This is a genomic window from Pseudomonas sp. LH1G9 (assembly GCF_002949975.1).
Taxonomy (GTDB): domain Bacteria; phylum Pseudomonadota; class Gammaproteobacteria; order Pseudomonadales; family Pseudomonadaceae; genus Aquipseudomonas; species Aquipseudomonas veronii.
In genome coordinates this window covers 5,781,116-5,802,392 of the sequence record NZ_CP026880.1, presented here as the reverse complement: position 1 = coordinate 5,802,392, position 21,277 = coordinate 5,781,116, and the positions used below count along the sequence as shown (strand labels likewise).

The following is a 21,277-nucleotide window of genomic DNA, read 5'->3' as shown; positions in this document are numbered from 1 at the left end:
CGACTAACGGTCAACCCCTGCAGCCCACGGTTCATGGGGAACATGGCTTTTTGACATTCCCTTGGCGTCAATAATTTGCCAGGCATTCATTAACAAGCGGCGGACTACCGCCTATAAAGATGCTGTCTGGCCCAAGGGCCAAAGCCTATATCTATCTGTAAAAAGGCCTACGCCATGATTGATCTTTCCACCTGGAACCTGAGCATTCCGGTCGGCTCGCCCCCCGCGACCATCAACACCCCGAAGCTGATGAGTGGCTTCAATGACCAATATTTCCAGGCCGAAGGCAGCAACGTGCAATTCTGGACACCCGTCACCGGCACACGTACCGAGAACGCCATTTACCCCCGCAGCGAACTGCGCGAAACCTACGCCGACGGGCGTCTGCGCAACTGGACCTACCCCGAAGCCGACAATTATCTGCGCGCCACGCTGGCCGTCAACCAGGTGCCCTCCTCCGGGAAAATCGTCATCGGCCAGATCCACGCCTACGACAGCCAGAAACCCTTGATCAAGGTGGAATACCAGTTCAAGGAAAAAACCCAGACCGGCAACATTGTCGCCAAGGTCCGCATGCGCCCGGACGACGATGAAAGCCGGGTGATCATCGTCGCCTCCAATGTGCCGCTGGAGAAGAGTTTTACCTACGTGATCAACCTCAACAAAGCCGGGTTGCTCAGTGTCGTAGCAGCCGACGGGCAGTGGAATGAGCGCATTGGCGCGGCCTGGGGCAGCAAGCCGCTGTATTTCAAGGCGGGGGCGTATGTGCAGGACAACAGCGGGGATAGCAAGGAAGGGGCGAAGGTGACGTTTGCGAAGTTGGATATTGATCACGAGTGAACGGATTGGCCTCATTACGAGCAGGCATTGTCTGATCAGCACAATGAGCACGCCCTGGTAAACGCCGTTCCCCTGTGTAGCCTTAGGACTCGGTGCTGGTCCTACACGCCTGCAAGCTGATCAAATTCCAGCCGCAAAAAAAGCCCGCATCGCTGCGGGCTTCTTTTTAAACGCTTGAGGCTCAGTTCACCTTAGCGTTCAACTCACCTTTCAGGTAACGCTGGTACATCGCTTCCAGGGAGATCGGCTTGATCTTCGAAGCATTGCCCGCAGTACCAAACGCTTCATAACGTGCGATACACACATCGCGCATCGCGGTCACGGTGGCACCGAAGAATTTACGTGGGTCGAATTCGCTCGGGTTGGTGGCCATCAGGCGACGCATCGCGCCGGTGGATGCCAGGCGCAGGTCGGTGTCGATGTTGACCTTGCGCACGCCGTACTTGATGCCTTCGACGATTTCTTCAACCGGTACGCCGTAGGTTTCTTTGATGTCGCCGCCGTACTGGTTGATGATCGCCAGCCACTCTTGCGGCACCGAGGAAGAACCGTGCATCACCAGGTGGGTGTTGGGGATGCGCTTGTGGATTTCCTTGATGCGGTCGATGGCCAGCACGTCGCCGGTAGGCGGCTTGGTGAACTTGTAGGCGCCGTGGCTGGTGCCGATGGCGATGGCCAGGGCGTCGACCTGGGTCTTCTTGACGAAGTCGGCGGCTTCTTCCGGGTCGGTCAACATCTGGCTGTGATCCAGCACGCCTTCGGCGCCGATGCCGTCTTCTTCGCCAGCCATGCCGGTTTCCAGGGAACCCAGGCAGCCCAGCTCGCCTTCAACCGAGACGCCGCAGGCGTGAGCCATGGCCACGGTTTGTTGGGTGACGCGCACGTTGTACTCGTAGTCGGTCGGGGTCTTGCCGTCTTCGCCGAGGGAGCCGTCCATCATCACCGAGCTGAAGCCCAGTTGGATGGAACGCTGGCACACGTCCGGGCTGGTGCCGTGATCCTGGTGCATGCACACCGGGATGTGCGGGAATTCTTCGATCGCGGCGAGGATCAGGTGACGCAGGAACGGGGCGCCGGCGTATTTACGCGCACCGGCCGAAGCCTGGACGATCACTGGGGAGTCGGTCTTGTCAGCGGCTTCCATGATGGCGCGCATCTGCTCAAGGTTGTTGACGTTAAAGGCTGGGACGCCGTAGCCGAACTCGGCTGCGTGGTCCAGCATTTGACGCATGCTGATAAGTGCCATTGTGTTGTCTCTCCCGGTCGAGGGTCGTTAATCGTGCAAGCCTGCCGTAGCGGCGGCTGCTATTCAAGTTATTGCCGGTCAGGCTTTGCATACCTGGCCTGCTGAATCGTTTTTTCACTATCCGGTTCACTGCCTGTATCACTTTGGAACCGGATCAATGTGGGAGGGGGCTTGCCCGCGATGGCGATTTACCTGTCGACATCGCGGGTGGCTGACCCAACGCTATCGGGGGCAAGCCCCCTCCCACATTTTGGTCTCATTAATGTTGAGACCGTGTTCTGTTTACTGGGCCTTGCAGCCACGCCCGATCAGATCGTCGGTGGCCACCCAGTAAACCAGGCCTTCCTCACCTTTTGTGTGAAACGCCAACTGATCGTTGCTGTAGAGCACACCCGATGCCGCCACGTCCTGCTTGAGGCGGTAAACCTGGGTCGAGCCGCCGAGGCGGACATCCACTTCGGTGCGGGCCGGGTTGGCAAAGCGCCAGTTGACCTCGGCCTTGCTGTCGCAGGTCCAGGTCGTCCATTTGTCGGCAGGCTCTGCCTTGTTGAACATGTTCATGCTGCTGCAACCGGCCAGTAAGGCCAGTGCTGCCAGGGCGAAAACGCCTTTCATTGCCAATCCTCGCACGCAGGCCTTGGGCCTGCGTTGCAGTCGGTTAGTTGATCAGACCCTTCAAGGGCAACCCTGTTCCTGACCGTTGGGCGCAGAGTCGTATTTCTCCAGCCGTTCGTTGCCCATGCGCTTGTTGATCACCGGCATGGTCTCGGCTTGCCAATCAGCTTGGTAGCAGCTTTTTTTCTGCGCCGGCAGCGCCTTTCCAGGCGCCGGCGCCGCGCTCGGCGTGCTGCCGCAGCCGGCCAACAGGCCCGCTGCGATCACCAGTGCCAACGACTTGATCATGGGAAGGCTCCTTTTCCTGATCTGCCTCAGCCTTTGGCTCGGCTTTCCAGGACTTCAACCGCCGGCAGGACCTTGCCTTCGACGAACTCGAGGAACGCGCCGCCACCGGTGGAAATGTAGGAGATCTGGTCGGCAACGCCATATTTATCGATGGCCGCCAGAGTGTCGCCGCCGCCAGCGATGGAGAATGCCGAGCTTTCGGCAATGGCCTTGGCCAGCACTTTGGTGCCGTTGCCGAACTGGTCGAACTCGAACACACCGACCGGGCCGTTCCACAGGATGGTCCGGGAGGCTTTCAGCAATTGCGCGAAGTTGGCTGCGGTTTGCGGGCCGATGTCCAGGATCATGTCGTCAGCGGCCACGTCATCGATGAGTTTGACGGTGGCTTCAGCGCTTTCGGCAAATTCCTTGGCCACGACCACGTCCACCGGCAGCGGCACGCTGACCTTGGCCGCGATGGCGCGAGCGGTGTCCAGCAGGTCCGGCTCGTACAGCGACTTGCCCACCGGGTGACCGGCTGCGGCCAGGAAGGTGTTGGCAATGCCGCCGCCGACGATCAACTGGTTGCAGACCTGGCTCAGGCTGTTGAGCACGTCCAGCTTGGTAGAGACTTTGGAACCGGCCACGATGGCCGCCATTGGTTGGGCCGGCGCCTTCAGGGCCTTGCCCAGCGCGTCCAGCTCGGCAGCCAGCAACGGGCCGGCGGCAGCGACCTTGGCGAACTTGGCCACGCCGTGGGTCGAACCTTCGGCGCGGTGGGCGGTGCCGAAGGCGTCCATCACGAACACGTCGCACAGGGCGGCGTATTGCTGGGCCAGTTCGTCACTGTTCTTTTTCTCGCCCTTGTTGAAGCGCACGTTTTCGAACAGCACGACGTCGCCGGCTTTCACGTCGACGCCGCCGAGGTAGTCAGCCACCAGCGGCACGTCGCGGCCCAGGGCCTTGCTCAGGTAATCGGCCACAGGCTTGAGGCTGTTTTCGGCCGAGAACTCACCTTCGGTCGGACGACCCAGGTGGGAGCAGACCATCACGGCCGCACCTTTTTCCAGGGCCAGCTTGATGGTCGGCAGCGAGGCCAGGATTCGCGCATCGCTGGTGACAACACCGTCCTTGACTGGGACGTTGAGGTCTTCGCGAATCAGTACGCGTTTACCTTGCAGATCGAGGTCGGTCATCTTCAACACGGTCATGGGTGGCAATTCCTGAGGCTAAAGTTTTGGAGAGGCTGTTTGCAGATAGTGTTCTGCGACGTCCAGCATTCGGTTGGCAAACCCCCATTCGTTGTCGAACCAGGCCAGGATATTCACCAGCCTCGGGCCGGAAACGCGGGTCTGGCTGGCATCGACAATCGCCGAATGCGGGTCATGGTTGAAATCACAACTGGCGTGGGGCAACTCAGTGTAGGCCAGCAAACCTTTGAGCGGGCCGCTGGTGGCGGCGTCGCGCAGAATCCGGTTGACCTCCACCGCATCGGTGTCGCTGACGGTTTGCATGGTGATGTCCAGGCATGAAACGTTCACCGTCGGCACCCGCACGGCTTTGGCCTGAATTCGCCCGGCAAGTTCCGGCAACAGCCGTTCGATGCCACGCGCCAGACCGGTGGACACCGGAATCACCGACTGAAACGCCGAACGCGTGCGGCGCAGGTCTTCATGGTGATACGCGTCGATCACCGGCTGGTCGTTCATCGCCGAGTGGATGGTGGTGATCGACACGTAGTCCACGCCGATCGCCTGGTCCAGCAGGCGCAACAACGGCACGCTGCAGTTGGTGGTGCAGGAAGCGTTGGACACCAGCCGCTCAGCGCCGGTCAGGCAATCCTGGTTGATGCCGTAGACGATGGTGGCGTCGACATCCGCCTCGCTGGCCATCGGCTGGGAAAACAGCACACGCGGCGCGCCGGCATCGAGAAAACGCTGGCCGTCGGCACGGGTGTTATAGGCACCGGAGCATTCCAACACCAGGTCGACGCCCAGCGCCGCCCAGTCGATGCCCTCGGGGGTGGCACTGCGCAGCACTTTCACGCAGTCGCCCTTGATATGCAGACAATCGCCTTCCACCCGCACTTCGCCGGGGAACCGGCCGTGGGTGGAGTCAAAGCGTGTCAGGTATTCGATGCTGGCCATGTCGGCCAAATCGTTGATCGCGACAATCTCAAACCCGGCCGCCGCCCCTCGCTCGAACAGAGCGCGCAAGACGCAACGACCAATACGGCCGTAGCCGTTGAGTGCAACTTTGTAGGGACGCGGTTGGGGCATGGGGTTCTCGCAGTGTGGGCGACACAAACCATCTAACCAATGTAGGAGCGAGCTTGCTCGCGAAGAACGAGAGAGCGCCGCGTCAAACCAGAGACGCTGCGTTATCGTTGACGATCTTCGCGAGCAAGCTCGCTCCTACAGTGGGTGCGATGGGCAGTCGCCACCGCACATCTGTGTGCAGCAGCCAGTTGGCCACCGCGTTCGCGCTTTTAGTCTTCCAGCAGCTCTTCAGCCTGACCCAGGATGTTTTCCAGGGTGAAACCGAACTCTTCGAACAAGGCTGGCGCCGGCGCCGACTCACCGTAGGTGGTCATGCCGATCACGCGGCCTTCCAGGCCCACGTACTTGTACCAGTAGTCGGCGTGAGCCGCTTCGATGGCGATACGCGCGCTGACCTGCAGCGGCAACACCGATTGCTTGTAGTCGGCGTCCTGGGCTTCGAACACGCTGGTGCAAGGCATGGACACCACGCGCACGTTGCGGCCCTGGGCAGTCAGCTTGTCGTAGGCCTGAACGGTCAGGCCGACTTCGGAACCGGTGGAGATCAGGATCAGCTCCGGCTCGCCGATGCAGTCCTTGAGCACGTAGCCACCACGGCTGATGTCAGCGATCTGCGCGTCAGTGCGAACCTGATGTTGCAGGTTCTGACGGGAGAAGATCAGCGCCGAAGGGCCGTCCTTGCGCTCGATCGCGTGTTTCCAGGCCACGGCGGATTCGACCGCGTCGGCTGGGCGCCAGCAATCCAGGTTCGGCGTGGTGCGCAGGCTGGTCAATTGCTCGACCGGCTGGTGGGTCGGGCCGTCTTCGCCCAGGCCGATGGAGTCGTGGGTGTACACGTGGATCACGCGTTTCTTCATCAGCGCGGCCATACGCACTGCGTTGCGCGCGTATTCCATGAACATCAGGAAGGTCGCGCCGTAAGGCACCAGACCGCCGTGCAGGGACACGCCGTTCATGATCGCGCTCATGCCAAATTCGCGCACGCCGTAGTACATGTAGTTACCGCTGGCGTCTTCGGCGGAGACACCTTTGCAACCTTTCCACAGGGTCAGGTTGGAACCGGCCAGGTCGGCCGAACCGCCGAGGAACTCAGGCAGCAGCGGGCCAAAGGCGTTCAAGGTGTTTTGGCTGGCTTTACGGCTGGCGATGGTCTCGCCCTTGGCCGCGACTTCGGCGATGTAGGCCGAGGCTTTTTCCGCGAAGTCGGCAGGCAGGTCACCGGCGAGGCGGCGTACCAGCTCATTGGCAAGCTCCGGGAATTCGGCGGAGTAGGCGGCGAAACGCTGGTCCCACTCGGCTTCGGTGGCCAGGCCTTGTTCCTTGGCATCCCATTCGGCGTAGATGTCGGCCGGGATTTCGAACGGGCCGTAGTTCCACTTCAGCGCTTCACGGGTCAGGGCGATTTCCGCGTCACCCAGCGGGGCGCCGTGGCAGTCTTCTTTGCCTTGCTTGTTCGGCGAGCCGAAACCGATGGTGGTCTTGCAGCAGATCAGGGTCGGCTGCTCGCTCTTGCGGGCGGTGTCGATGGCGGTCTTGATTTCTTCCGGGTCGTGGCCGTCGACGTTGCGGATCACCTGCCAGTTATAGGCTTCGAAACGCTTAGGGGTGTCGTCGGTGAACCAGCCTTCGACTTCGCCGTCGATGGAGATGCCGTTGTCGTCGTAGAAGGCAATCAGCTTGCCCAGGCCCAAGGTACCGGCCAGGGAAGCGACTTCATGGGAAATGCCTTCCATCATGCAGCCATCACCCAGGAATACGTAGGTGTGGTGGTCGACGATGTGGTGGCCGGGGCGGTTGAACTGCGCGCCCAGGACTTTTTCAGCCAGGGCGAAACCGACGGCGTTGGCCAGGCCTTGGCCCAGGGGACCGGTGGTGGTCTCGACGCCTGGGGTGTAGCCGAATTCCGGGTGACCCGGGGTACGGCTGTGCAACTGGCGGAAGTTTTTCAGATCGTCGATGGTCAGATCGTAGCCGGTCAGGTGCAGCAGCGAGTAGATCAGCATCGAGCCGTGGCCGTTGGACAGCACGAAGCGGTCACGGTCGGCGAAAGACGGGTTGGTCGGGTTGTGTTTCAGGTAGTCACGCCAGAGTACCTCGGCGATATCCGCCATGCCCATCGGGGCACCGGGATGGCCGCTGTTGGCTTTTTGCACGGCATCCATGCTGAGGGCACGAATGGCGTTGGCACGCTCACGACGGCTGGGCATCGCTGTTCTCCTGAGGGTTGAATAAAAGAAACGGAAAAAAGGACCGGCATTTTCCCTCAGCCACCGCCTGCGGGCAATGACAGATAGTCACTTGAGGGCGTTTTTCCTGTGGTTTGCGCGGCAATCGCCTGCAGAACCCTGCCGCCGCTTCGTCTAACGGGAATAGCGCTCGCTTATAACCGCCACTTATCGACCAATATCAAAACTTTTTGATATTGGCCTTGCGATGATTTCCACCCGTCACTAGACTGCTGGCCTTATGAACTTACCCGTGCCCTCCCTGCGTCCCGACGATGGCGATGAACTGGCAGCCTTATGCAAGGCCGCTGGCGATCCGTTGCGCCTGAACGTCTTGCGGGTGCTGGCCAACGATTCCTTCGGCGTGCTGGAACTGGCGCAGATTTTCGCCATCGGCCAATCGGGCATGAGCCATCACTTGAAGGTCCTGGCCCAGGCCGACCTGGTGGCCACCCGCCGCGAAGGCAATGCGATTTTTTACCGCCGTGCCCTGCCCCACACCGAGTTGCTCGGCGGCAAGCTGCACAGCGCGCTGCTGGAAGAAGTGGACAACTTGAGCCTGCCCGGCGACGTGCAATCACGCATCGGCCAGGTTCACGGGCAGCGTGCGGCGGCCAGCCAGGACTTTTTCTCACGGGTCGCCGAGAAGTTTCGCGCCCAGCAAGACCTGATCGCCGGCTTGCCGCAATATCGCGAAAGTGTACTGGCGTTGTTGGACAAGCTGAGCTTCAGTCATAAAGCGACGGCCCTGGAAGTCGGGCCTGGCGATGGCGGCTTTTTGCCGGAACTGGCGCGCCGCTTTCAACAGGTCACGGCGCTGGACAACAGCCCGGCGATGCTCGAACTGGCACGCCAGCTGTGCGAGCGCGAAGCCTTGGGCAACGTCAGCCTGCAGTTGGCCGATGCCCTGAATGACACCAGCCTGCGGGCCGATTGCGTGGTGCTGAACATGGTCCTGCACCATTTTGCCGCCCCCGCCGACGCCCTCAAGCAGATGGCGAATTTGCTGCAACCCGGCGGTAGCCTGCTGGTTACAGATTTATGCAGCCACAACCAGAATTGGGCCAGGGAGGCCTGCGGTGATCTCTGGTTGGGTTTTGAACAGGACGATCTGGCCCGTTGGGCCACCGCTGCGGGACTCGTTCCCGGGGAAAGCCTCTATGTAGGTTTACGTAATGGTTTCCAGATCCAGGTCCGCCATTTTCAGCGACCGGCTGGCGACACTCACCATCGGTAAATATCAGGAAAACATCGAGATGAGCGAATACTCCCTTTTCACCTCCGAGTCCGTGTCTGAAGGGCATCCGGACAAAATCGCCGACCAGATTTCTGATGCGGTGCTGGACGCCATCATTGCTGAAGACAAGTTCGCCCGTGTGGCGTGCGAGACTCTGGTGAAAACGGGCGTGGCGATCATCGCCGGCGAAGTCACCACCACGGCCTGGGTCGACCTGGAGCATATCGTCCGCGAGGTGATCACCAACATCGGCTATAACAGCTCCAACGTCGGCTTCGACGGCGCGACCTGCGGCGTGATGAACATCATCGGCAAGCAGTCCCCGGACATCAACCAGGGTGTCGACCGCGCCAAGCCAGAAGACCAGGGCGCCGGCGACCAGGGCCTGATGTTCGGCTACGCCAGCAACGAAACCGACGTGCTGATGCCAGCGCCGATCACCTTCTCGCACCAACTGGTGCAGCGCCAGGCCGAAGCCCGCAAATCCGGCCTGCTGCCGTGGCTGCGTCCGGACGCCAAGTCCCAGGTGACGTGCCGTTATGAAGGCGGCAAAGTGGTCGGTATCGATGCTGTCGTGCTGTCGACCCAGCACAACCCGGACGTTTCCTACGCCGACTTGCGCGAAGGCGTGATGGAGCTGATCGTCAAGCACGTGCTGCCGGCTGAACTGCTGAACAAGGACACCCAGTTCCACATCAACCCGACCGGCAAGTTCATCATCGGTGGCCCGGTGGGCGACTGCGGCCTGACCGGGCGCAAGATCATCGTCGACAGCTATGGCGGCATGGCCCGTCACGGCGGTGGCGCGTTCTCCGGCAAAGACCCATCCAAGGTTGACCGTTCGGCGGCCTACGCCGGCCGCTACGTGGCCAAGAACATCGTCGCCGCTGGCCTGGCCGAGCGTTGCGAGATTCAGGTGTCCTACGCCATCGGCGTGGCCCAGCCTACGTCGATCTCGCTGAACACCTTCGGCACCGGCAAGATCAGCGATGACAAGATCGTCAAACTGGTGCGCGAGATCTTCGACCTGCGCCCTTACGCGATCACCACCATGCTCGACCTGCTGCACCCGATGTACCAGGAAACCGCGGCCTACGGCCACTTCGGCCGTACCCCGGCGCAGAAGACGGTCGGCGACGACACCTTCACCACCTTCACCTGGGAAAAAACCGACCGCGCCAACGACCTGCGTATCGCTGCCGGCTTGTAATCGCTTGCGCTACCCAAAGCCCTGCCGGGTTCGCCCGGCGGGGCTTTTTATTGTCGGGAGTTTCGCCTCGGTGTTCACATTTTTTGGATCCAAACCTTGCAGGCTAAATAGTGGCCCACTAGAATCCGCGCCCTCTCGGGCCCTCCACCTTATTCTGGATATTGCACTGCGCCGGCCCGGGACTCATCAGCGCGCAGGCAATCGGACATTGAGGTTTTCATGCATATTTCCACGCTCGCCCCTGCCGCCCTGCTGCTCAGCCTGTTTGCCCTGCCGGTGAACGCCGCCGACCTGAGCGCACTGAGTGGCGCACTGAGCTCCCAGCTCGGTGGCGGCAACTCCGGCGACTGCCAGCAGCATGCCAAAGACCTGCAAACCAAGATCGACGCGGCCAATGCCAAGAACGACGCGTTGAAAGTGAAGGCCTTCGAAGCTGCGCTGGAGCAGGTCAACAAAGGCTGTAACAAACTCGCCGAGTCCCAGGCCAACGTCGATGCCAAGCAGCAAAAGCAGCAGGCCAAGGCAGAAAACAACGATGCCGTGAAAGCCCTGGGTGGTCTGTTCAAGTAAGCAGAAACACCCGGTAAAAAGCCCCGCTCTGTCGGGGCTTTTTTGTGGGCGCGAAGATCCCTTAGGCTGAACGCCCCTTACCGAGCAAGGATGCTCCCGATGCGCTTGCTGATCGTTCTTTTACTCAGTGTTCTAACCGGGTTGGCCAGGGCTGAAGAGTGCCCCGATGACGCACGGGCACAAATCGGCCCGCTGGCTCGGCAAATCAGCCTCTGGGACGACAGTTACCACCGGCTCGGCCATTCGCCCATCAGCGACGAACTCTACGACCAGGCCCGCCAGCGCCTGGCTCACTGGCAACGGTGTTTCCCGCAACCGGCGGCGGTGGCCGACAAGCCTCTGGCCAGCTCACGGGGCACCTCGCCGCACCCGGTGGCCCATACGGGCCTGGACAAATTGCTCGACGAACACGCCGTCGGCGAATGGCTCCAGGTTCGCCAAGATGTGTGGGTCCAGCCTAAGGTCGATGGTGTCGCCGTGACCCTGGTGTACCGCCAGGGGCGCCTGCACCAAGTGATCAGCCGGGGCGACGGCCTGCTCGGCCAGGACTGGTCGGCCTGCGCGAAAAAAATCCCCGGTATCGTCCAGCAACTGCCGGAGCCCATCGACCTGGTGCTGCAAGGTGAGCTCTATTGGCGTCTCGACGACCATGTGCAATCAAGCCTGGGCGGGCTCAATGCGCGCAGCAAGGTGGCCGGTTTGATGAACCGTCGACAGTTGAGCGACGCCGAGGCCGCCGGGATCGGTCTGTTTGTCTGGGCCTGGCCCGATGGCCCGGCGGACTTCACCGAGCGCCTGGCCACCCTGGCAGGCTGGGGCTTCATCGACAGCCAACGCTACAGCCGGCCCATCCAGGACATCGCCGGCGCCGCCCGCTGGCGCACCTACTGGTACAACCATCCACTGCCTTTTGCCAGTGATGGCGTCGTGCTGCACCAGGCCACGCGCGCACCCGCCAAGCGCTGGCAGGTCAGTGCGCCTTACTGGGCAGTCGCCTGGAAATACCCCGCCGCCAAAGCCCTCGCGCTGGTACGCAAGGTGCAGTTCAACATCGGCCGCACCGGGCGCATCACCCCTATCCTGGAACTCGAACCGGTGCGCCTGGACGACCGGCAGATCAGCCGCGTCAGCACCGGCTCCCTGCAACGCTGGAAAACCCTGGATATCCGCCCCGGCGACCAGGTCGCCATCAGCCTCGCCGGCCAGGTCATCCCGCGACTGGACGAGGTGGTCCTGCGCAATGAGACCAGAGTGGACATCCAATTCCCCAACGCCCGGGACTTTCACGCCCTGAGTTGCTGGCAACTGGACCCTGGCTGCGAAGAACAGTTGCTGTCGCGCCTGACCTGGTTGAGCGGCAACCAGGGCCTGGGCCTGCCGCATATGGGCCGGGAGACGTGGAACGTATTGATCCAGGCCGGTCTAATCGCAGGCTTCCTCGATTGGTTGACCCTCGATGCGGCAGAGCTTGCTAACATTGAGGGCTTCGGCGATCGCAGCCGTGCGCGGGTGCTCGACAGTATCCAAAGCGCGCGGCAACGGCCTTTCGCTCAATGGCTCAAAGCCCTGGGTGTACCGCCTGCGGCACGCAATAACCTGGAAGGCGACTGGCAGGCGCTGGTTGCCAAGGACACCCAAGCCTGGCTGGCCCTGGATGGCATCGGCCCGGGCCGCGCGGCGCAACTCAGCGCTTTTTTTCGCGACCCGCAGATACAGGCTTTGGCTGAGACACTACGCGTGGCCGGAATAGACGGGTTTTGAACCCGACCCGGCCATCAGATTGCGACTTTGGAGCTCCATATGAAATTTTTAGCCCCTTTTGCCCTGCTGACCGTCGCATGCTTCATGGCGACGCCGCTGCTGGCAGCCGAAGAAGCAACCCCGCTGACCGGCTGCGCCGCCAAGCGCCAGGCCATCAGCACCCAGATCGAACAGGCCGACAGCGCGCAACAGGCCGGCCTGGAGAAAGCCCTGAGTGAAGTCACGGCCAACTGCAACGACGCGGCGTTGAAAAAGGAACGCGAAAACAAGGTGCTCGACGCCAAGCATGACGTCAGCCGCCGTCAGGCCGACCTCGACAAGGCGATGAAAAAAGGCGACGCGGACAAGATCAACAAACGCAAGGACAAACTGGCCGAGTCGCGCAAAGCACTGCAGGATGCGGTGGAAGAACTCGACCAGTAAACCGGTCAGTGGTCCCGGAACTGCTTATGACAGGCGCTGCAGGCATCTTCGACTTTCTGCACAGCAGGCGAAAGGTTACTGGCCTTGTAAGGCTGCACCTGGCTTGCGATCACCAATTCACCGGTGGCCGCTTCGAGGTCGCGGGCCATTTGCTGGAATTGCGCCTGTTTTTGCCAGACGTCGTCCTTGGCGCTGGTGTGGTCTTCCTCACGCACGCTCGGAAAATGCTTCCATGGCTCATGGGACAACGCATCGAGCTTGACCGCGCCTTCGGCGAACTTCGCGCCGTCGAACGGGATGCGCCCACGCAACATGCCACCCAGGTCTTCGCCGGTCTTGAGCATTTGCTTGAAGATCGCTTTGCGCTGGCCCAGGGGCGAATTCGGATCAACGCCGCCACAGGCGGACAGCGCCAGGCAGGCCAGCAGTACAACAGTCAGTTTTTTAAAAGTCATGGTGGCTTCGAGGTCACGGGAAACGGCGGCCAGTATCCTCGCCCCACCCGCAAAGACCAATAGCCCTATTAACGATAAGGGTTGCCCAAACGCGTCGACGCACGGGCAATCGCTTCAGGAATTGCTTGTATGAATATCGCTTTGAAACCCTGGAGCCGCCGTCTGGCGTGGGCTCTACCGATGATCGCGGTGCTGGCCGGCTGCGATGCGGGCAAGGACACGCACAAAGATGAAACAATCAAACCCCATGCGGTGGCCACCTATGTGAACGCACCGTGGGAAGCCCTGCCGGCGGTGTCCGACAGCGAACTGCTGGCCGGGTTTGAGTCCTGGCGCAGCGCCTGCCAACGCCTCAAGGCTGACCCGGTGTGGGGCGCGACCTGCGCGGCGGCAACGGCGGTGCCAGGCGATGCCGCGGCGGTTCGCGGTTTTCTCAAGGAACGCCTGGACGTATTCGGCCTGCGCTCGGCCGACAACACACCGAACGGCCTGATCACCGGCTACTACGAACCCGTCTACCCCGGCAGCCTGACCGAAACCCCCACCGCCCATGTGCCGGTGTACGGCGTGCCGGACGACCTGATCATCGTCAACCTCGAAAGCATCTACCCGGAACTCAAGGGCAAGCGCCTGCGCGGCCGCCTGGAAGGTCGTGTACTCAAGCCGTATGACGACGCCAGCACGATCAACGGCCAAGGCTCCACCGCCAAGCCGATCGCCTGGCTGACCGACCCGATGGACCTGCAGTTCCTGCAGATCCAGGGTTCGGGGCGGATTCAACTGGCAGGCGGGCGCCAATTGCGCATCGGCTATGGCGACCAGAACGGCTACCCCTACCGTCCTATCGGCCGCTGGCTGGTGGAGCAAGGCGAACTGAAGAAAGAAGACGTGACCATGGGTGCCATCGGCGCCTGGGCCAAGGCGCATCCGCAGCGCATTCCGGAACTGCTGGCGAGCAACCCCAGCTACGTGTTCTTCAGCGCCCGCCCCGACAGCAACGAAGGCCCTCGCGGCTCGCTGAACGTGCCGCTGACCGCCGGCTACAGCGTGGCGGTGGATCGCAAGGTGATTCCGCTGGGCAGCTTGTTGTGGCTGTCGACCACACGCCCGGACGGTGCGCCGATCGTGCGCCCCGTCGCCGCGCAGGATACTGGCGGCGCAATCACCGGCGAAGTGCGCGCAGACTTGTTCTGGGGCACAGGGGCGGCCGCAGGCGAACTGGCAGGGAATATGAAGCAGCAGGGGCAGATCTGGATGTTGTGGCCAAAGGGCGCCGCATTACCCCAGGTACCGGATGCCCCGGCCGGCACCTGACAGACGCTGATCGACAGTGTGGGGCAAGCCAGCCCCCACACTGCGGCAAGCGTTAGATCGAGACGAAGAAGAAACTCGCAATCAGCGCCATGCCCACCGCCCACACCAACGAGCGCAGGATGGCCCAGTCCGCCAGGTAGCAGATGATGTACAGCAGGCGGCTGGTGATAAACAGCACCGCGAGGACATTGATCGTGACCAGTTCGGCGGTGCCGGCCAGGTGCGCGATGATCACTGCGGCAGCAAACGCCGGGGTCACTTCAAAGCTGTTGAGCTGCGCGTTATGGGCGCGTTTGGCGAAGCCTTCCAGGGTATCGAGGAAGGCACGCGGGTCATGGTTCTGCCGTGGCCCGAACTTGCCGCCACTGAATTTGGCCACACCGGTACACAGGTACGGCAGAAAGATTGCAATCAATACACACCAGAAAGCGACAGTCATCACTCATTCCTTTTTTGGTTTTATCAAGGCGATCAACGCTTTATCACAAACATGCAGATCCGCATCCAGCCACAGGCTCTGCGCCCAACCGCATGGCCCAAAGCACTCAAGCGTAGCTCATCAAAACGCACACCCCCAACCGCCATGGGTTGTGTCGGCAGCGCGTTGATTCTGCCGCTCACTGATCCTTATTGATCCGCTGCGGATGCCTCGGGTCCGCTGCAACCTTACCCGGCAAGCTGCTTTCGCTGCGGATCTGCGCATGACTGATCAGCGCAAAGATACAGCTGCCGCCAATGATATTGCCGGCCAGGGTCGGCCCGGCGAATATCAGCCAGAAATCCTTCCACGGCAGTTCACCGGCAAATACCAGGTAAGACACTTCCGCCGAGCCGACCACGATGTGGGTGAAATCCCCCAGCGCCATCAAGTAGGTGATCAGGATGATGATCCAGAGCTTGGCGCTTTCCATCGACGGAATCATCCACACCATGGTGGCGATCATCCAGCCGGAAACGATGCCCTTGGCGAACATCTGGCCGGGGGCGTTTTCCATGACTTTGCGTCCGATCTCAAGGAAGGCCTGATCGGTCTTGGTATCGAAGATCGGCAGGTGCAGCATCACATAAGCCACCAGCAAGGTGCCGCACAGGTTGCCCACCAGCACCACCGTCCACAGCCGCAGCAAGCGCCCGGCATTGGCCAGGGTCGGTTTGCTCATCACCGGCAGCACTGCGGTCAGGGTGTTTTCGGTGAACAACTGCTGACGCGCGAGAATCACCGCCAAAAAGCCCGCGCAGTAACCGAAACTGGCGATGACTTTGAACCCTTCACCGTCCGGCAGGCGCGAATTGAGCAGGCCCATGCCCATCAATGACAGGCCCATGGTCAGGCCGGCCGCCAGCGCCGACCACCACAATGCCGCCACCGTGCGCTCCAGTTCCTGGTCGCCCTGGGTGCGGATGATTTCATGCAGCACCGCCGCGCGGGGTGGCTGGTTCTTGTCGACGTCGTGCTGCTCTTCCTTCGACAGGTTGGGGGTCTTGCCGTCGTCGTGCGTGGCCATGATGCTCCAGAGTCCAAGGGGTGCCTGTAGCTACGACAGGCTGGAACGATGGCTGTTCAGTGGCCTGGCAACTAAACCGGTATGCGCCAGGCCTTGGCCATCTCCACCGTGGTCGAGCTGAACGGTTTTGACCAGGGCTTGTTGCGCGCGCCGTAGTGCCGAATGATCTCGTCGAGCACCCGGTTGAACGCCGCGGGGGTGGTCGCCTTGGCCAAATCCGCCGCAGCGCGTTGCAGCAGGTCGACATTGGCGTCGGTCTGGCCCGGCCGGTACAGCGATGGGTAGATGACCTCGCGGGTGAAGTTTTCGGCCTTTACCGCGATGTCGCGCCGTTTCATTTCGGCGACCGCACTGGCCATGACGCTGGACATCGGCGAGGCGCCCGAAGCCTGCTTGGCCGCCACCTGCAACAACTGCTGAAAATTGCGCTGCCCCACGGCATTCAATCGACGCCCCAGCCACTCGACGTGCTCAGGCCGGCTGGCGAGCGCATCCAGGTTACGCAGCGCGGCAGACAGCTCAGGGGTGAAGATCAGGGTGTCGTGGGCCTGGTTCACCTTGGCAATGGCACTGTCCAGGGTTTGCAGCGCTTGTTGTGCGTTCTGTCTGAACATCAACACCGCGGCGGCGGCCGGGTCTTTCTGCAAGGTTGCCTGCGCACTGGCCAGCATCGCATCGTCCATTGCCAGCACCGCGTCATCCAACGAGGCGAACGTGTGATGCTCGCGCACCGTGTCGCGTTGTTCCAAGTGCGCCGCCACGGTTTTGCGCGCCTGTGCCTGTAGATGCTGCTTGTCTTGCGCGCTCATGGTGAAATTCACGGTGCCGTTGAGCGTGCCGCGAAAGTCCCCCTTATCCGTCTTCAGCGGCAGGACCACGGTCTGCTCGGCAAACGCCTTGAGCCGCTCATTTTGATAGGCCTCGGCGGACGCATGGGGCGTTCCGGTCAGCTTGTCGACGAGGCTGCTGAAAAAACCGCCGCCTTTTTTCGGCGTCGCTGCGTCTTCGGCTTCAAACTTGACGATCAGAGACTCGTGCTGGCTCAACGGGCTTTCTGCAAACGAGGGCTCGATCACCCCGGGGGCCGGCGTGTTGAGCAGCAGGCCGCCGTCCTGGAATGCAGTGGCTTCGGCGGTTTCCTGGAAGGCATGCCCCTGCTCGCCAGGGCGCTTGAAAAGCACCGGCAACGACGCCGAGATGTGCGCGGCGCGGGCGATGTCCATGTCCGGGGTCAGGCTGGCGTTGAACGTCACCAGTTGCGGGCGGCCGTCGAACATCCCTGTGCCGGTGATATTGAGCGGTTTGATCGCCGGGATATGTCGGTTCAACACCTCAAGATCGCGAAACGTCAGAGCCTCGCCGGCGCTGATCCGGTCGGCGATTTTCATGACTTCACCAGGCCGGGTGGCCCTTGGCGTAGCGGCGATATGGGCAAGGACCGATTGGCGCGACTCATCGCGCAGCAATTGCTCCAAGGGACGCGCCTCGGTTTGCAGGCGCGGCATCATGGTCAGCAACAATTGAGAGATATTGCCCGCCGGGCCTGGCAAGCGCCTGGTGAGTTTGCCCAGGCGAGCACTGGCCTCTTGCAGCCAGGCTGTCAACGGGTCGTCGCTGTTCAACAGGCTCGGCAGGTCGATGCGGTTCGATAGCTTGCCGAAGACCTCGGCGTTCATGCCGCTGGCGAGCAACGAGGCAGAAATCGCGCCGGCGGATGAGCCGGAAATAACCTGGATACCTTGCAGCTTCCCACTGTCCTCCAGCGCCTGCACCATTCCCGGATAGGCAATGCCTTTGGCACCTCCGCCGCTGAGCACCAGATGGCTGGGCGGTGGCGGCGACAACACCACCTCCACCTGGCCGTCAATATTGCGGGAAAGACTCAGTTTGCGCGGTCCCGCGGCCTCAACCAACGTGGTTTTCACGTCTTGGCTGAGGGGGGCTTGCGATGACTGGAGCGAAAGCGGCTGCATCTGCTCAGCCGGATTGGACGACACTCTCATACATAGGCTCTCGATACAGAACGTAGTCCTGAGTCGTGAGAAAGCCTGGGAAAGATCCACGCGGAATGATTTGGTAAAGCAATCAAACCGCTGTGCGGTTACGCAGGAGGGCTGTCTTCCTTGAACTGGTCTTTCACGTATTTGATCTCGGTCCGGCCGTGAGGCGCGGGCAAACCGTCTTCGCCGAGGTTGACGAAGACCATTTTTTCCACGGTGAGGATGCTTTTGCGGGTGATCTTGTTGCGCACTTCACAGGTCAGCGTGATGGAGGTGCGGCCGAAATCGGTGGCGGTGATACCCAGCTCGATGATGTCGCCCTGGCGCGAGGCGCTGACGAAGTTGATTTCGGAAATGTACTTGGTCACCACGCGCTGGTTGCCCAATTGGACAATCGCGTAGATGGCTGCTTCCTCGTCGATCCAACGCAGCAGGCTGCCGCCGAACAGGGTGCCGTTGGGGTTGAGGTCTTCAGGTTTTACCCATTTGCGGGTGTGGAAGTTCATGGTCACTCCAAAGCGTCTTGCCGAATGATGGGCAATATCATGGCAGAGCCTGGGCGCAAGCTCTATGCGCCATTGCCTATCGCCCCCATGCGGGATCTTCATATCGCCGACAGAAAGGCTTGGGAAGTGCCGCGTACACAGCTATAATCGCACCCGCTTCAAAACGGTCATCTTCAGTTGATACCGTTCTCCCGCCACCTGTCCGAGGGGCGCTGCAGCAGGTTAGACCTGTCAGGCTCGGATGGGGCGTTGTCCGGCCTGGTTGTCCTGGCCTGATACTAAACGCACAACGGCGCCCATTCGCACACTACGAATGGAGGCTCTTCATGAGCGCTGTAATTACGCCTGCAGATTTCAACGACTACAAAGTCGCCGACATGTCCCTCGCTGCCTGGGGCCGTCGCGAAACCTTTATCGCCGAATCCGAAATGCCTGCGCTGATGGGCCTGCGTCGCAAGTACGCCGCTGAGCAACCGCTCAAGGGCGCGAAGATTCTCGGCTGCATCCACATGACCATCCAGACTGCCGTGCTGATCGAAACCCTGGTTGCCCTGGGTGCCGAAGTGCGTTGGTCGTCCTGCAACATCTTCTCGACACAAGACCAGGCCGCCGCCGCCATCGCTGCTGCCGGTATCCCGGTATTCGCCTGGAAAGGCGAGACCGAAGCAGAGTACGAATGGTGCCTGGAGCAAACCATCCTGAAAGATGGCGCGCCTTGGGATGCCAACATGGTCCTCGACGACGGCGGCGACCTGACCGAGCTGCTGCACAAGAAGTACCCGCAGATCCTCGACCGCGTCCACGGCGTGACCGAAGAAACCACCACCGGCGTACACCGCCTGCTGGACATGCTGGCCAAGGGCGAGCTGAAAATCCCGGCCATCAACGTCAACGACTCGGTGACCAAGAGCAAGAACGACAACAAGTACGGCTGCCGTCACAGCCTGAACGATGCGATCAAGCGCGGCACCGACCACCTGCTGTCGGGCAAGCAAGCCCTGGTGATCGGCTACGGTGACGTGGGCAAGGGTTCGTCCCAGTCCCTGCGCCAGGAAGGCATGATCGTCAAGGTCTCCGAAGTCGACCCGATCTGCGCCATGCAAGCCTGCATGGACGGTTTCGAAGTGGTTTCGCCGTTCATCGATGGCATCAACGATGGCAGCGAAGCGAGCATCGACAAGGCCCTGCTGGGCAAGATCGACCTGATCGTCACCACCACCGGTAACGTGAATGTCTGCGATGCCAACATGCTCAAGGCCCTGAAGAAGCGCGCCGTGGTGTGCAACATCGGTCACTTCGACAATGAAATCGACACCGCTTTCATGCGCAAGAACTGGGCATGGGAAGAAGTGAAGCCACAGGTACACAAGGTTCACCGTACCGGCTCGGGCGATTTCGACCCGCAGAACGACGACTACCTGATCCTGCTGGCCGAAGGCCGCCTGGTAAACCTGGGTAACGCCACTGGCCACCCAAGCCGCATCATGGACGGCTCGTTCGCCAACCAGGTACTGGCGCAGATCTTCCTGTTCGGCCAGAAGTACGCCGACCTGTCGCCGGCCCAGAAAGCCGAGCGTCTGACCGTGGAAGTGCTGCCGAAGAAACTCGACGAAGAAGTGGCCCTGGAAATGGTCCGCGGCTTCGGCGGCGTGGTGACTCAACTGACCAAGACCCAGGCCGACTACATCGGCGTGACCGTCGAAGGTCCGTTCAAGCCGCACGCTTACCGCTACTAAGTAACCAGCTCCACCTGCTCTAACCTGTAGGAGCGAGCTTGCTCGCGAAAAACCCAAGGGCACCGCGTACAGCCTGTTTGACGCGTTATCGTTGACGTTCTTCGCGAGCAAGCTCGCTCCTGCAGTGCAGGTGGGTTGCACAGTCGGCTTCTGAGTTTCCAAGGGTATTACCATGTCCCAAGACCGTCGCTACAGCTTCGAGTTCTTTCCGACCAAGACCGATGCTGGGCATGAAAAACTGATGGCGACTGCCAAGCAGTTGGCCAGCTACCACCCCGACTTCTTCTCCTGCACCTACGGCGCTGGCGGCTCGACCCGTGACCGCACGATCAACACCGTGTTGCAGCTGGAAAGCGAAGTCAAAATTCCCGCCGCGCCGCACTTGTCGTGCGTGGGCGACAGCAAGGCCGACCTGCGCGCCCTGCTGACCCAATACAAAGGCGCCGGCATCAAGCGCATCGTCGCCCTGCGCGGTGACCTGCCATCCGGCATGGGCATGGCCAGCGGTGAGCTGCGCTACGCCAACGACCTGGTGAGCTTCATCCGCGAAGAAAGCGGCGATCACTTCCACATCGAAGTGGCGGCTTACCCGGAGATGCACCCACAGGCGCGCAACTTCGAAGACGATCTGCAGAATTTCGTGCGCAAGGCCAACGCCGGCGCCGACAGTGCGATCACCCAGTACTTCTTCAACGCCGACAGCTACTTCTACTTCGTCGAGCGTGTACGGGCCATGGGTGTGAACATCCCGATCGTGCCGGGCATCATGCCGATCACCAACTACAGCAAGCTGGCGCGCTTCTCCGACGCCTGCGGTGCTGAGATCCCACGCTGGGTACGTAAACAACTGGAAGCCTATGGCGACGACGTCAAAAGCATCCAGGCATTCGGCGAACAGGTAATCAGTGAGATGTGTGAACAATTGTTGCAAGGTGGTGCGCCAGGGCTGCATTTCTATACCCTGAACCAGGCTGAACCTAGCCTTGCCATCTGGAACAACCTCAAGCTGCCACGCTGAAGTTTGCCCGGCTGTGCCAAGGCCCTCGTTTCTACGAGGGCCTTTGTCGTTTTACATGCCCACGGAACCC

20 protein-coding genes and 1 riboswitch are annotated in these 21,277 nt (G+C 61.3%); of the genes, 9 read left to right on the top strand and 11 right to left on the bottom strand.

Annotated features, from left to right (window positions below):
* Positions 1-174 precede the first annotated feature (174 nt).
* Complete coding sequence (locus C5F70_RS26840) at positions 175-840, top strand: polysaccharide lyase family 7 protein (RefSeq protein ID WP_102617721.1); 666 nt, start codon at positions 175-177, stop codon at positions 838-840.
* 181 nt (positions 841-1,021) lie between these two features.
* Here C5F70_RS26840 and fba read toward each other — a convergent pair whose 3' ends face one another.
* The 6 genes from fba to tkt all read right to left on the bottom strand — a co-directional run bounded on the left by fba (position 1,022) and on the right by tkt (position 7,454).
* A complete protein-coding gene (fba, locus tag C5F70_RS26835) occupies positions 1,022-2,086 on the bottom strand; it encodes a class II fructose-bisphosphate aldolase (protein WP_003177554.1) in 1,065 nt (354 codons plus the stop codon).
* A gap of 282 nt (positions 2,087-2,368) precedes the next feature.
* Entirely contained in the window at positions 2,369-2,701 is a 333-nt protein-coding gene (locus tag C5F70_RS26830; RefSeq protein WP_017844952.1) for an MliC family protein, read from the bottom strand.
* 60 nt (positions 2,702-2,761) lie between these two features.
* Positions 2,762-2,989, bottom strand: a complete 228-nt coding sequence (locus tag C5F70_RS26825) for a hypothetical protein (protein ID WP_017844953.1) — start codon at positions 2,987-2,989, stop codon at positions 2,762-2,764.
* Between the two features lie 26 nt (positions 2,990-3,015).
* Positions 3,016-4,179 carry a phosphoglycerate kinase gene (locus C5F70_RS26820; protein ID WP_017844954.1) on the bottom strand — a complete coding sequence of 388 codons (1,164 nt, stop codon included), beginning with the start codon at positions 4,177-4,179 and terminating at the stop codon, positions 3,016-3,018.
* Positions 4,180-4,197: 18 nt separating this feature from the next.
* Positions 4,198-5,247 (bottom strand): erythrose-4-phosphate dehydrogenase, encoded by a 1,050-nt coding sequence (gene epd, locus C5F70_RS26815; protein WP_017844955.1) that lies wholly within the window; start codon positions 5,245-5,247, stop codon positions 4,198-4,200.
* A 209-nt stretch (positions 5,248-5,456) separates the two neighbouring features.
* Positions 5,457-7,454 (bottom strand): transketolase, encoded by a 1,998-nt coding sequence (tkt, locus tag C5F70_RS26810; RefSeq protein ID WP_017844956.1) that lies wholly within the window; start codon positions 7,452-7,454, stop codon positions 5,457-5,459.
* A 259-nt stretch (positions 7,455-7,713) separates the two neighbouring features.
* Here tkt and C5F70_RS26805 point away from each other — a divergent pair, with 259 nt between their 5' ends.
* From C5F70_RS26805 to C5F70_RS26785, 5 genes are all read left to right on the top strand, one after another.
* Positions 7,714-8,709, top strand: coding sequence for a metalloregulator ArsR/SmtB family transcription factor (locus C5F70_RS26805; RefSeq protein WP_026139787.1), 996 nt, complete (start codon positions 7,714-7,716; stop codon positions 8,707-8,709).
* A 19-nt stretch (positions 8,710-8,728) separates the two neighbouring features.
* On the top strand, positions 8,729-9,919 hold the full coding sequence (gene metK / locus C5F70_RS26800; RefSeq protein WP_017844958.1) for a methionine adenosyltransferase: 1,191 nt from the start codon (positions 8,729-8,731) through the stop codon (positions 9,917-9,919).
* A gap of 219 nt (positions 9,920-10,138) precedes the next feature.
* Positions 10,139-10,489 carry a DUF1090 family protein gene (locus tag C5F70_RS26795; RefSeq protein ID WP_104904316.1) on the top strand — a complete coding sequence of 117 codons (351 nt, stop codon included), beginning with the start codon at positions 10,139-10,141 and terminating at the stop codon, positions 10,487-10,489.
* 99 nt (positions 10,490-10,588) lie between these two features.
* Positions 10,589-12,250 carry an NAD-dependent DNA ligase LigB gene (ligB, locus tag C5F70_RS26790; protein WP_104904315.1) on the top strand — a complete coding sequence of 554 codons (1,662 nt, stop codon included), beginning with the start codon at positions 10,589-10,591 and terminating at the stop codon, positions 12,248-12,250.
* Between the two features lie 39 nt (positions 12,251-12,289).
* The gene (locus tag C5F70_RS26785; RefSeq protein WP_104904314.1) at positions 12,290-12,673 is read left to right on the top strand and encodes a DUF1090 domain-containing protein; all 384 of its coding nucleotides are present in this window, start codon (positions 12,290-12,292) and stop codon (positions 12,671-12,673) included.
* Between the two features lie 5 nt (positions 12,674-12,678).
* Here C5F70_RS26785 and C5F70_RS26780 read toward each other — a convergent pair whose 3' ends face one another.
* Positions 12,679-13,128 (bottom strand): cytochrome c, encoded by a 450-nt coding sequence (locus tag C5F70_RS26780; RefSeq protein WP_017844962.1) that lies wholly within the window; start codon positions 13,126-13,128, stop codon positions 12,679-12,681.
* A 129-nt stretch (positions 13,129-13,257) separates the two neighbouring features.
* Here C5F70_RS26780 and C5F70_RS26775 point away from each other — a divergent pair, with 129 nt between their 5' ends.
* Positions 13,258-14,442: a murein transglycosylase A gene (locus C5F70_RS26775; RefSeq protein WP_046381782.1), complete on the top strand. Its 1,185-nt coding sequence runs from the start codon at positions 13,258-13,260 to the stop codon at positions 14,440-14,442.
* Positions 14,443-14,494: 52 nt separating this feature from the next.
* Here C5F70_RS26775 and C5F70_RS26770 read toward each other — a convergent pair whose 3' ends face one another.
* The 4 genes from C5F70_RS26770 to C5F70_RS26755 all read right to left on the bottom strand — a co-directional run bounded on the left by C5F70_RS26770 (position 14,495) and on the right by C5F70_RS26755 (position 18,453).
* Entirely contained in the window at positions 14,495-14,881 is a 387-nt protein-coding gene (locus tag C5F70_RS26770) for an MAPEG family protein (RefSeq protein ID WP_046381781.1), read from the bottom strand.
* Positions 14,882-15,059: 178 nt separating this feature from the next.
* Entirely contained in the window at positions 15,060-15,947 is an 888-nt protein-coding gene (locus C5F70_RS26765) for a formate/nitrite transporter family protein (protein ID WP_017844965.1), read from the bottom strand.
* Between the two features lie 71 nt (positions 15,948-16,018).
* Positions 16,019-17,950 (bottom strand): patatin-like phospholipase family protein, encoded by a 1,932-nt coding sequence (locus tag C5F70_RS26760; RefSeq protein WP_104904313.1) that lies wholly within the window; start codon positions 17,948-17,950, stop codon positions 16,019-16,021.
* Positions 17,951-18,048: 98 nt separating this feature from the next.
* Positions 18,049-18,453: an acyl-CoA thioesterase gene (locus C5F70_RS26755; RefSeq protein ID WP_017844967.1), complete on the bottom strand. Its 405-nt coding sequence runs from the start codon at positions 18,451-18,453 to the stop codon at positions 18,049-18,051.
* Positions 18,454-18,651: 198 nt separating this feature from the next.
* Positions 18,652-18,758, top strand: a riboswitch (S-adenosyl-L-homocysteine riboswitch).
* Between the two features lie 21 nt (positions 18,759-18,779).
* Here C5F70_RS26755 and ahcY point away from each other — a divergent pair.
* Both ahcY and metF read left to right on the top strand, forming a co-directional pair.
* On the top strand, positions 18,780-20,189 hold the full coding sequence (gene ahcY / locus C5F70_RS26750; protein ID WP_017844968.1) for an adenosylhomocysteinase: 1,410 nt from the start codon (positions 18,780-18,782) through the stop codon (positions 20,187-20,189).
* Between the two features lie 172 nt (positions 20,190-20,361).
* On the top strand, positions 20,362-21,207 hold the full coding sequence (gene metF, locus C5F70_RS26745) for a methylenetetrahydrofolate reductase [NAD(P)H] (RefSeq protein WP_017844969.1): 846 nt from the start codon (positions 20,362-20,364) through the stop codon (positions 21,205-21,207).
* Positions 21,208-21,277: the final 70 nt, after the last annotated feature.

What these genes read in the sequence shown, in the direction of transcription:
- C5F70_RS26840 (WP_102617721.1), top strand. Translation starts at nt 175, where the DNA reads ATGATTGATCTTTCCACCTGGAACCTGAGCATTCCGGTCGGCTCGCCC.
- fba (WP_003177554.1), bottom strand. Translation starts at nt 2,086, where the DNA reads ATGGCACTTATCAGCATGCGTCAAATGCTGGACCACGCAGCCGAGTTC.
- C5F70_RS26830 (WP_017844952.1), bottom strand. Translation starts at nt 2,701, where the DNA reads ATGAAAGGCGTTTTCGCCCTGGCAGCACTGGCCTTACTGGCCGGTTGC.
- C5F70_RS26825 (WP_017844953.1), bottom strand. Translation starts at nt 2,989, where the DNA reads ATGATCAAGTCGTTGGCACTGGTGATCGCAGCGGGCCTGTTGGCCGGC.
- C5F70_RS26820 (WP_017844954.1), bottom strand. Translation starts at nt 4,179, where the DNA reads ATGACCGTGTTGAAGATGACCGACCTCGATCTGCAAGGTAAACGCGTA.
- epd (WP_017844955.1), bottom strand. Translation starts at nt 5,247, where the DNA reads ATGCCCCAACCGCGTCCCTACAAAGTTGCACTCAACGGCTACGGCCGT.
- tkt (WP_017844956.1), bottom strand. Translation starts at nt 7,454, where the DNA reads ATGCCCAGCCGTCGTGAGCGTGCCAACGCCATTCGTGCCCTCAGCATG.
- C5F70_RS26805 (WP_026139787.1), top strand. Translation starts at nt 7,714, where the DNA reads ATGAACTTACCCGTGCCCTCCCTGCGTCCCGACGATGGCGATGAACTG.
- metK (WP_017844958.1), top strand. Translation starts at nt 8,729, where the DNA reads ATGAGCGAATACTCCCTTTTCACCTCCGAGTCCGTGTCTGAAGGGCAT.
- C5F70_RS26795 (WP_104904316.1), top strand. Translation starts at nt 10,139, where the DNA reads ATGCATATTTCCACGCTCGCCCCTGCCGCCCTGCTGCTCAGCCTGTTT.
- ligB (WP_104904315.1), top strand. Translation starts at nt 10,589, where the DNA reads ATGCGCTTGCTGATCGTTCTTTTACTCAGTGTTCTAACCGGGTTGGCC.
- C5F70_RS26785 (WP_104904314.1), top strand. Translation starts at nt 12,290, where the DNA reads ATGAAATTTTTAGCCCCTTTTGCCCTGCTGACCGTCGCATGCTTCATG.
- C5F70_RS26780 (WP_017844962.1), bottom strand. Translation starts at nt 13,128, where the DNA reads ATGACTTTTAAAAAACTGACTGTTGTACTGCTGGCCTGCCTGGCGCTG.
- C5F70_RS26775 (WP_046381782.1), top strand. Translation starts at nt 13,258, where the DNA reads ATGAATATCGCTTTGAAACCCTGGAGCCGCCGTCTGGCGTGGGCTCTA.
- C5F70_RS26770 (WP_046381781.1), bottom strand. Translation starts at nt 14,881, where the DNA reads ATGACTGTCGCTTTCTGGTGTGTATTGATTGCAATCTTTCTGCCGTAC.
- C5F70_RS26765 (WP_017844965.1), bottom strand. Translation starts at nt 15,947, where the DNA reads ATGGCCACGCACGACGACGGCAAGACCCCCAACCTGTCGAAGGAAGAG.
- C5F70_RS26760 (WP_104904313.1), bottom strand. Translation starts at nt 17,950, where the DNA reads ATGAGAGTGTCGTCCAATCCGGCTGAGCAGATGCAGCCGCTTTCGCTC.
- C5F70_RS26755 (WP_017844967.1), bottom strand. Translation starts at nt 18,453, where the DNA reads ATGAACTTCCACACCCGCAAATGGGTAAAACCTGAAGACCTCAACCCC.
- ahcY (WP_017844968.1), top strand. Translation starts at nt 18,780, where the DNA reads ATGAGCGCTGTAATTACGCCTGCAGATTTCAACGACTACAAAGTCGCC.
- metF (WP_017844969.1), top strand. Translation starts at nt 20,362, where the DNA reads ATGTCCCAAGACCGTCGCTACAGCTTCGAGTTCTTTCCGACCAAGACC.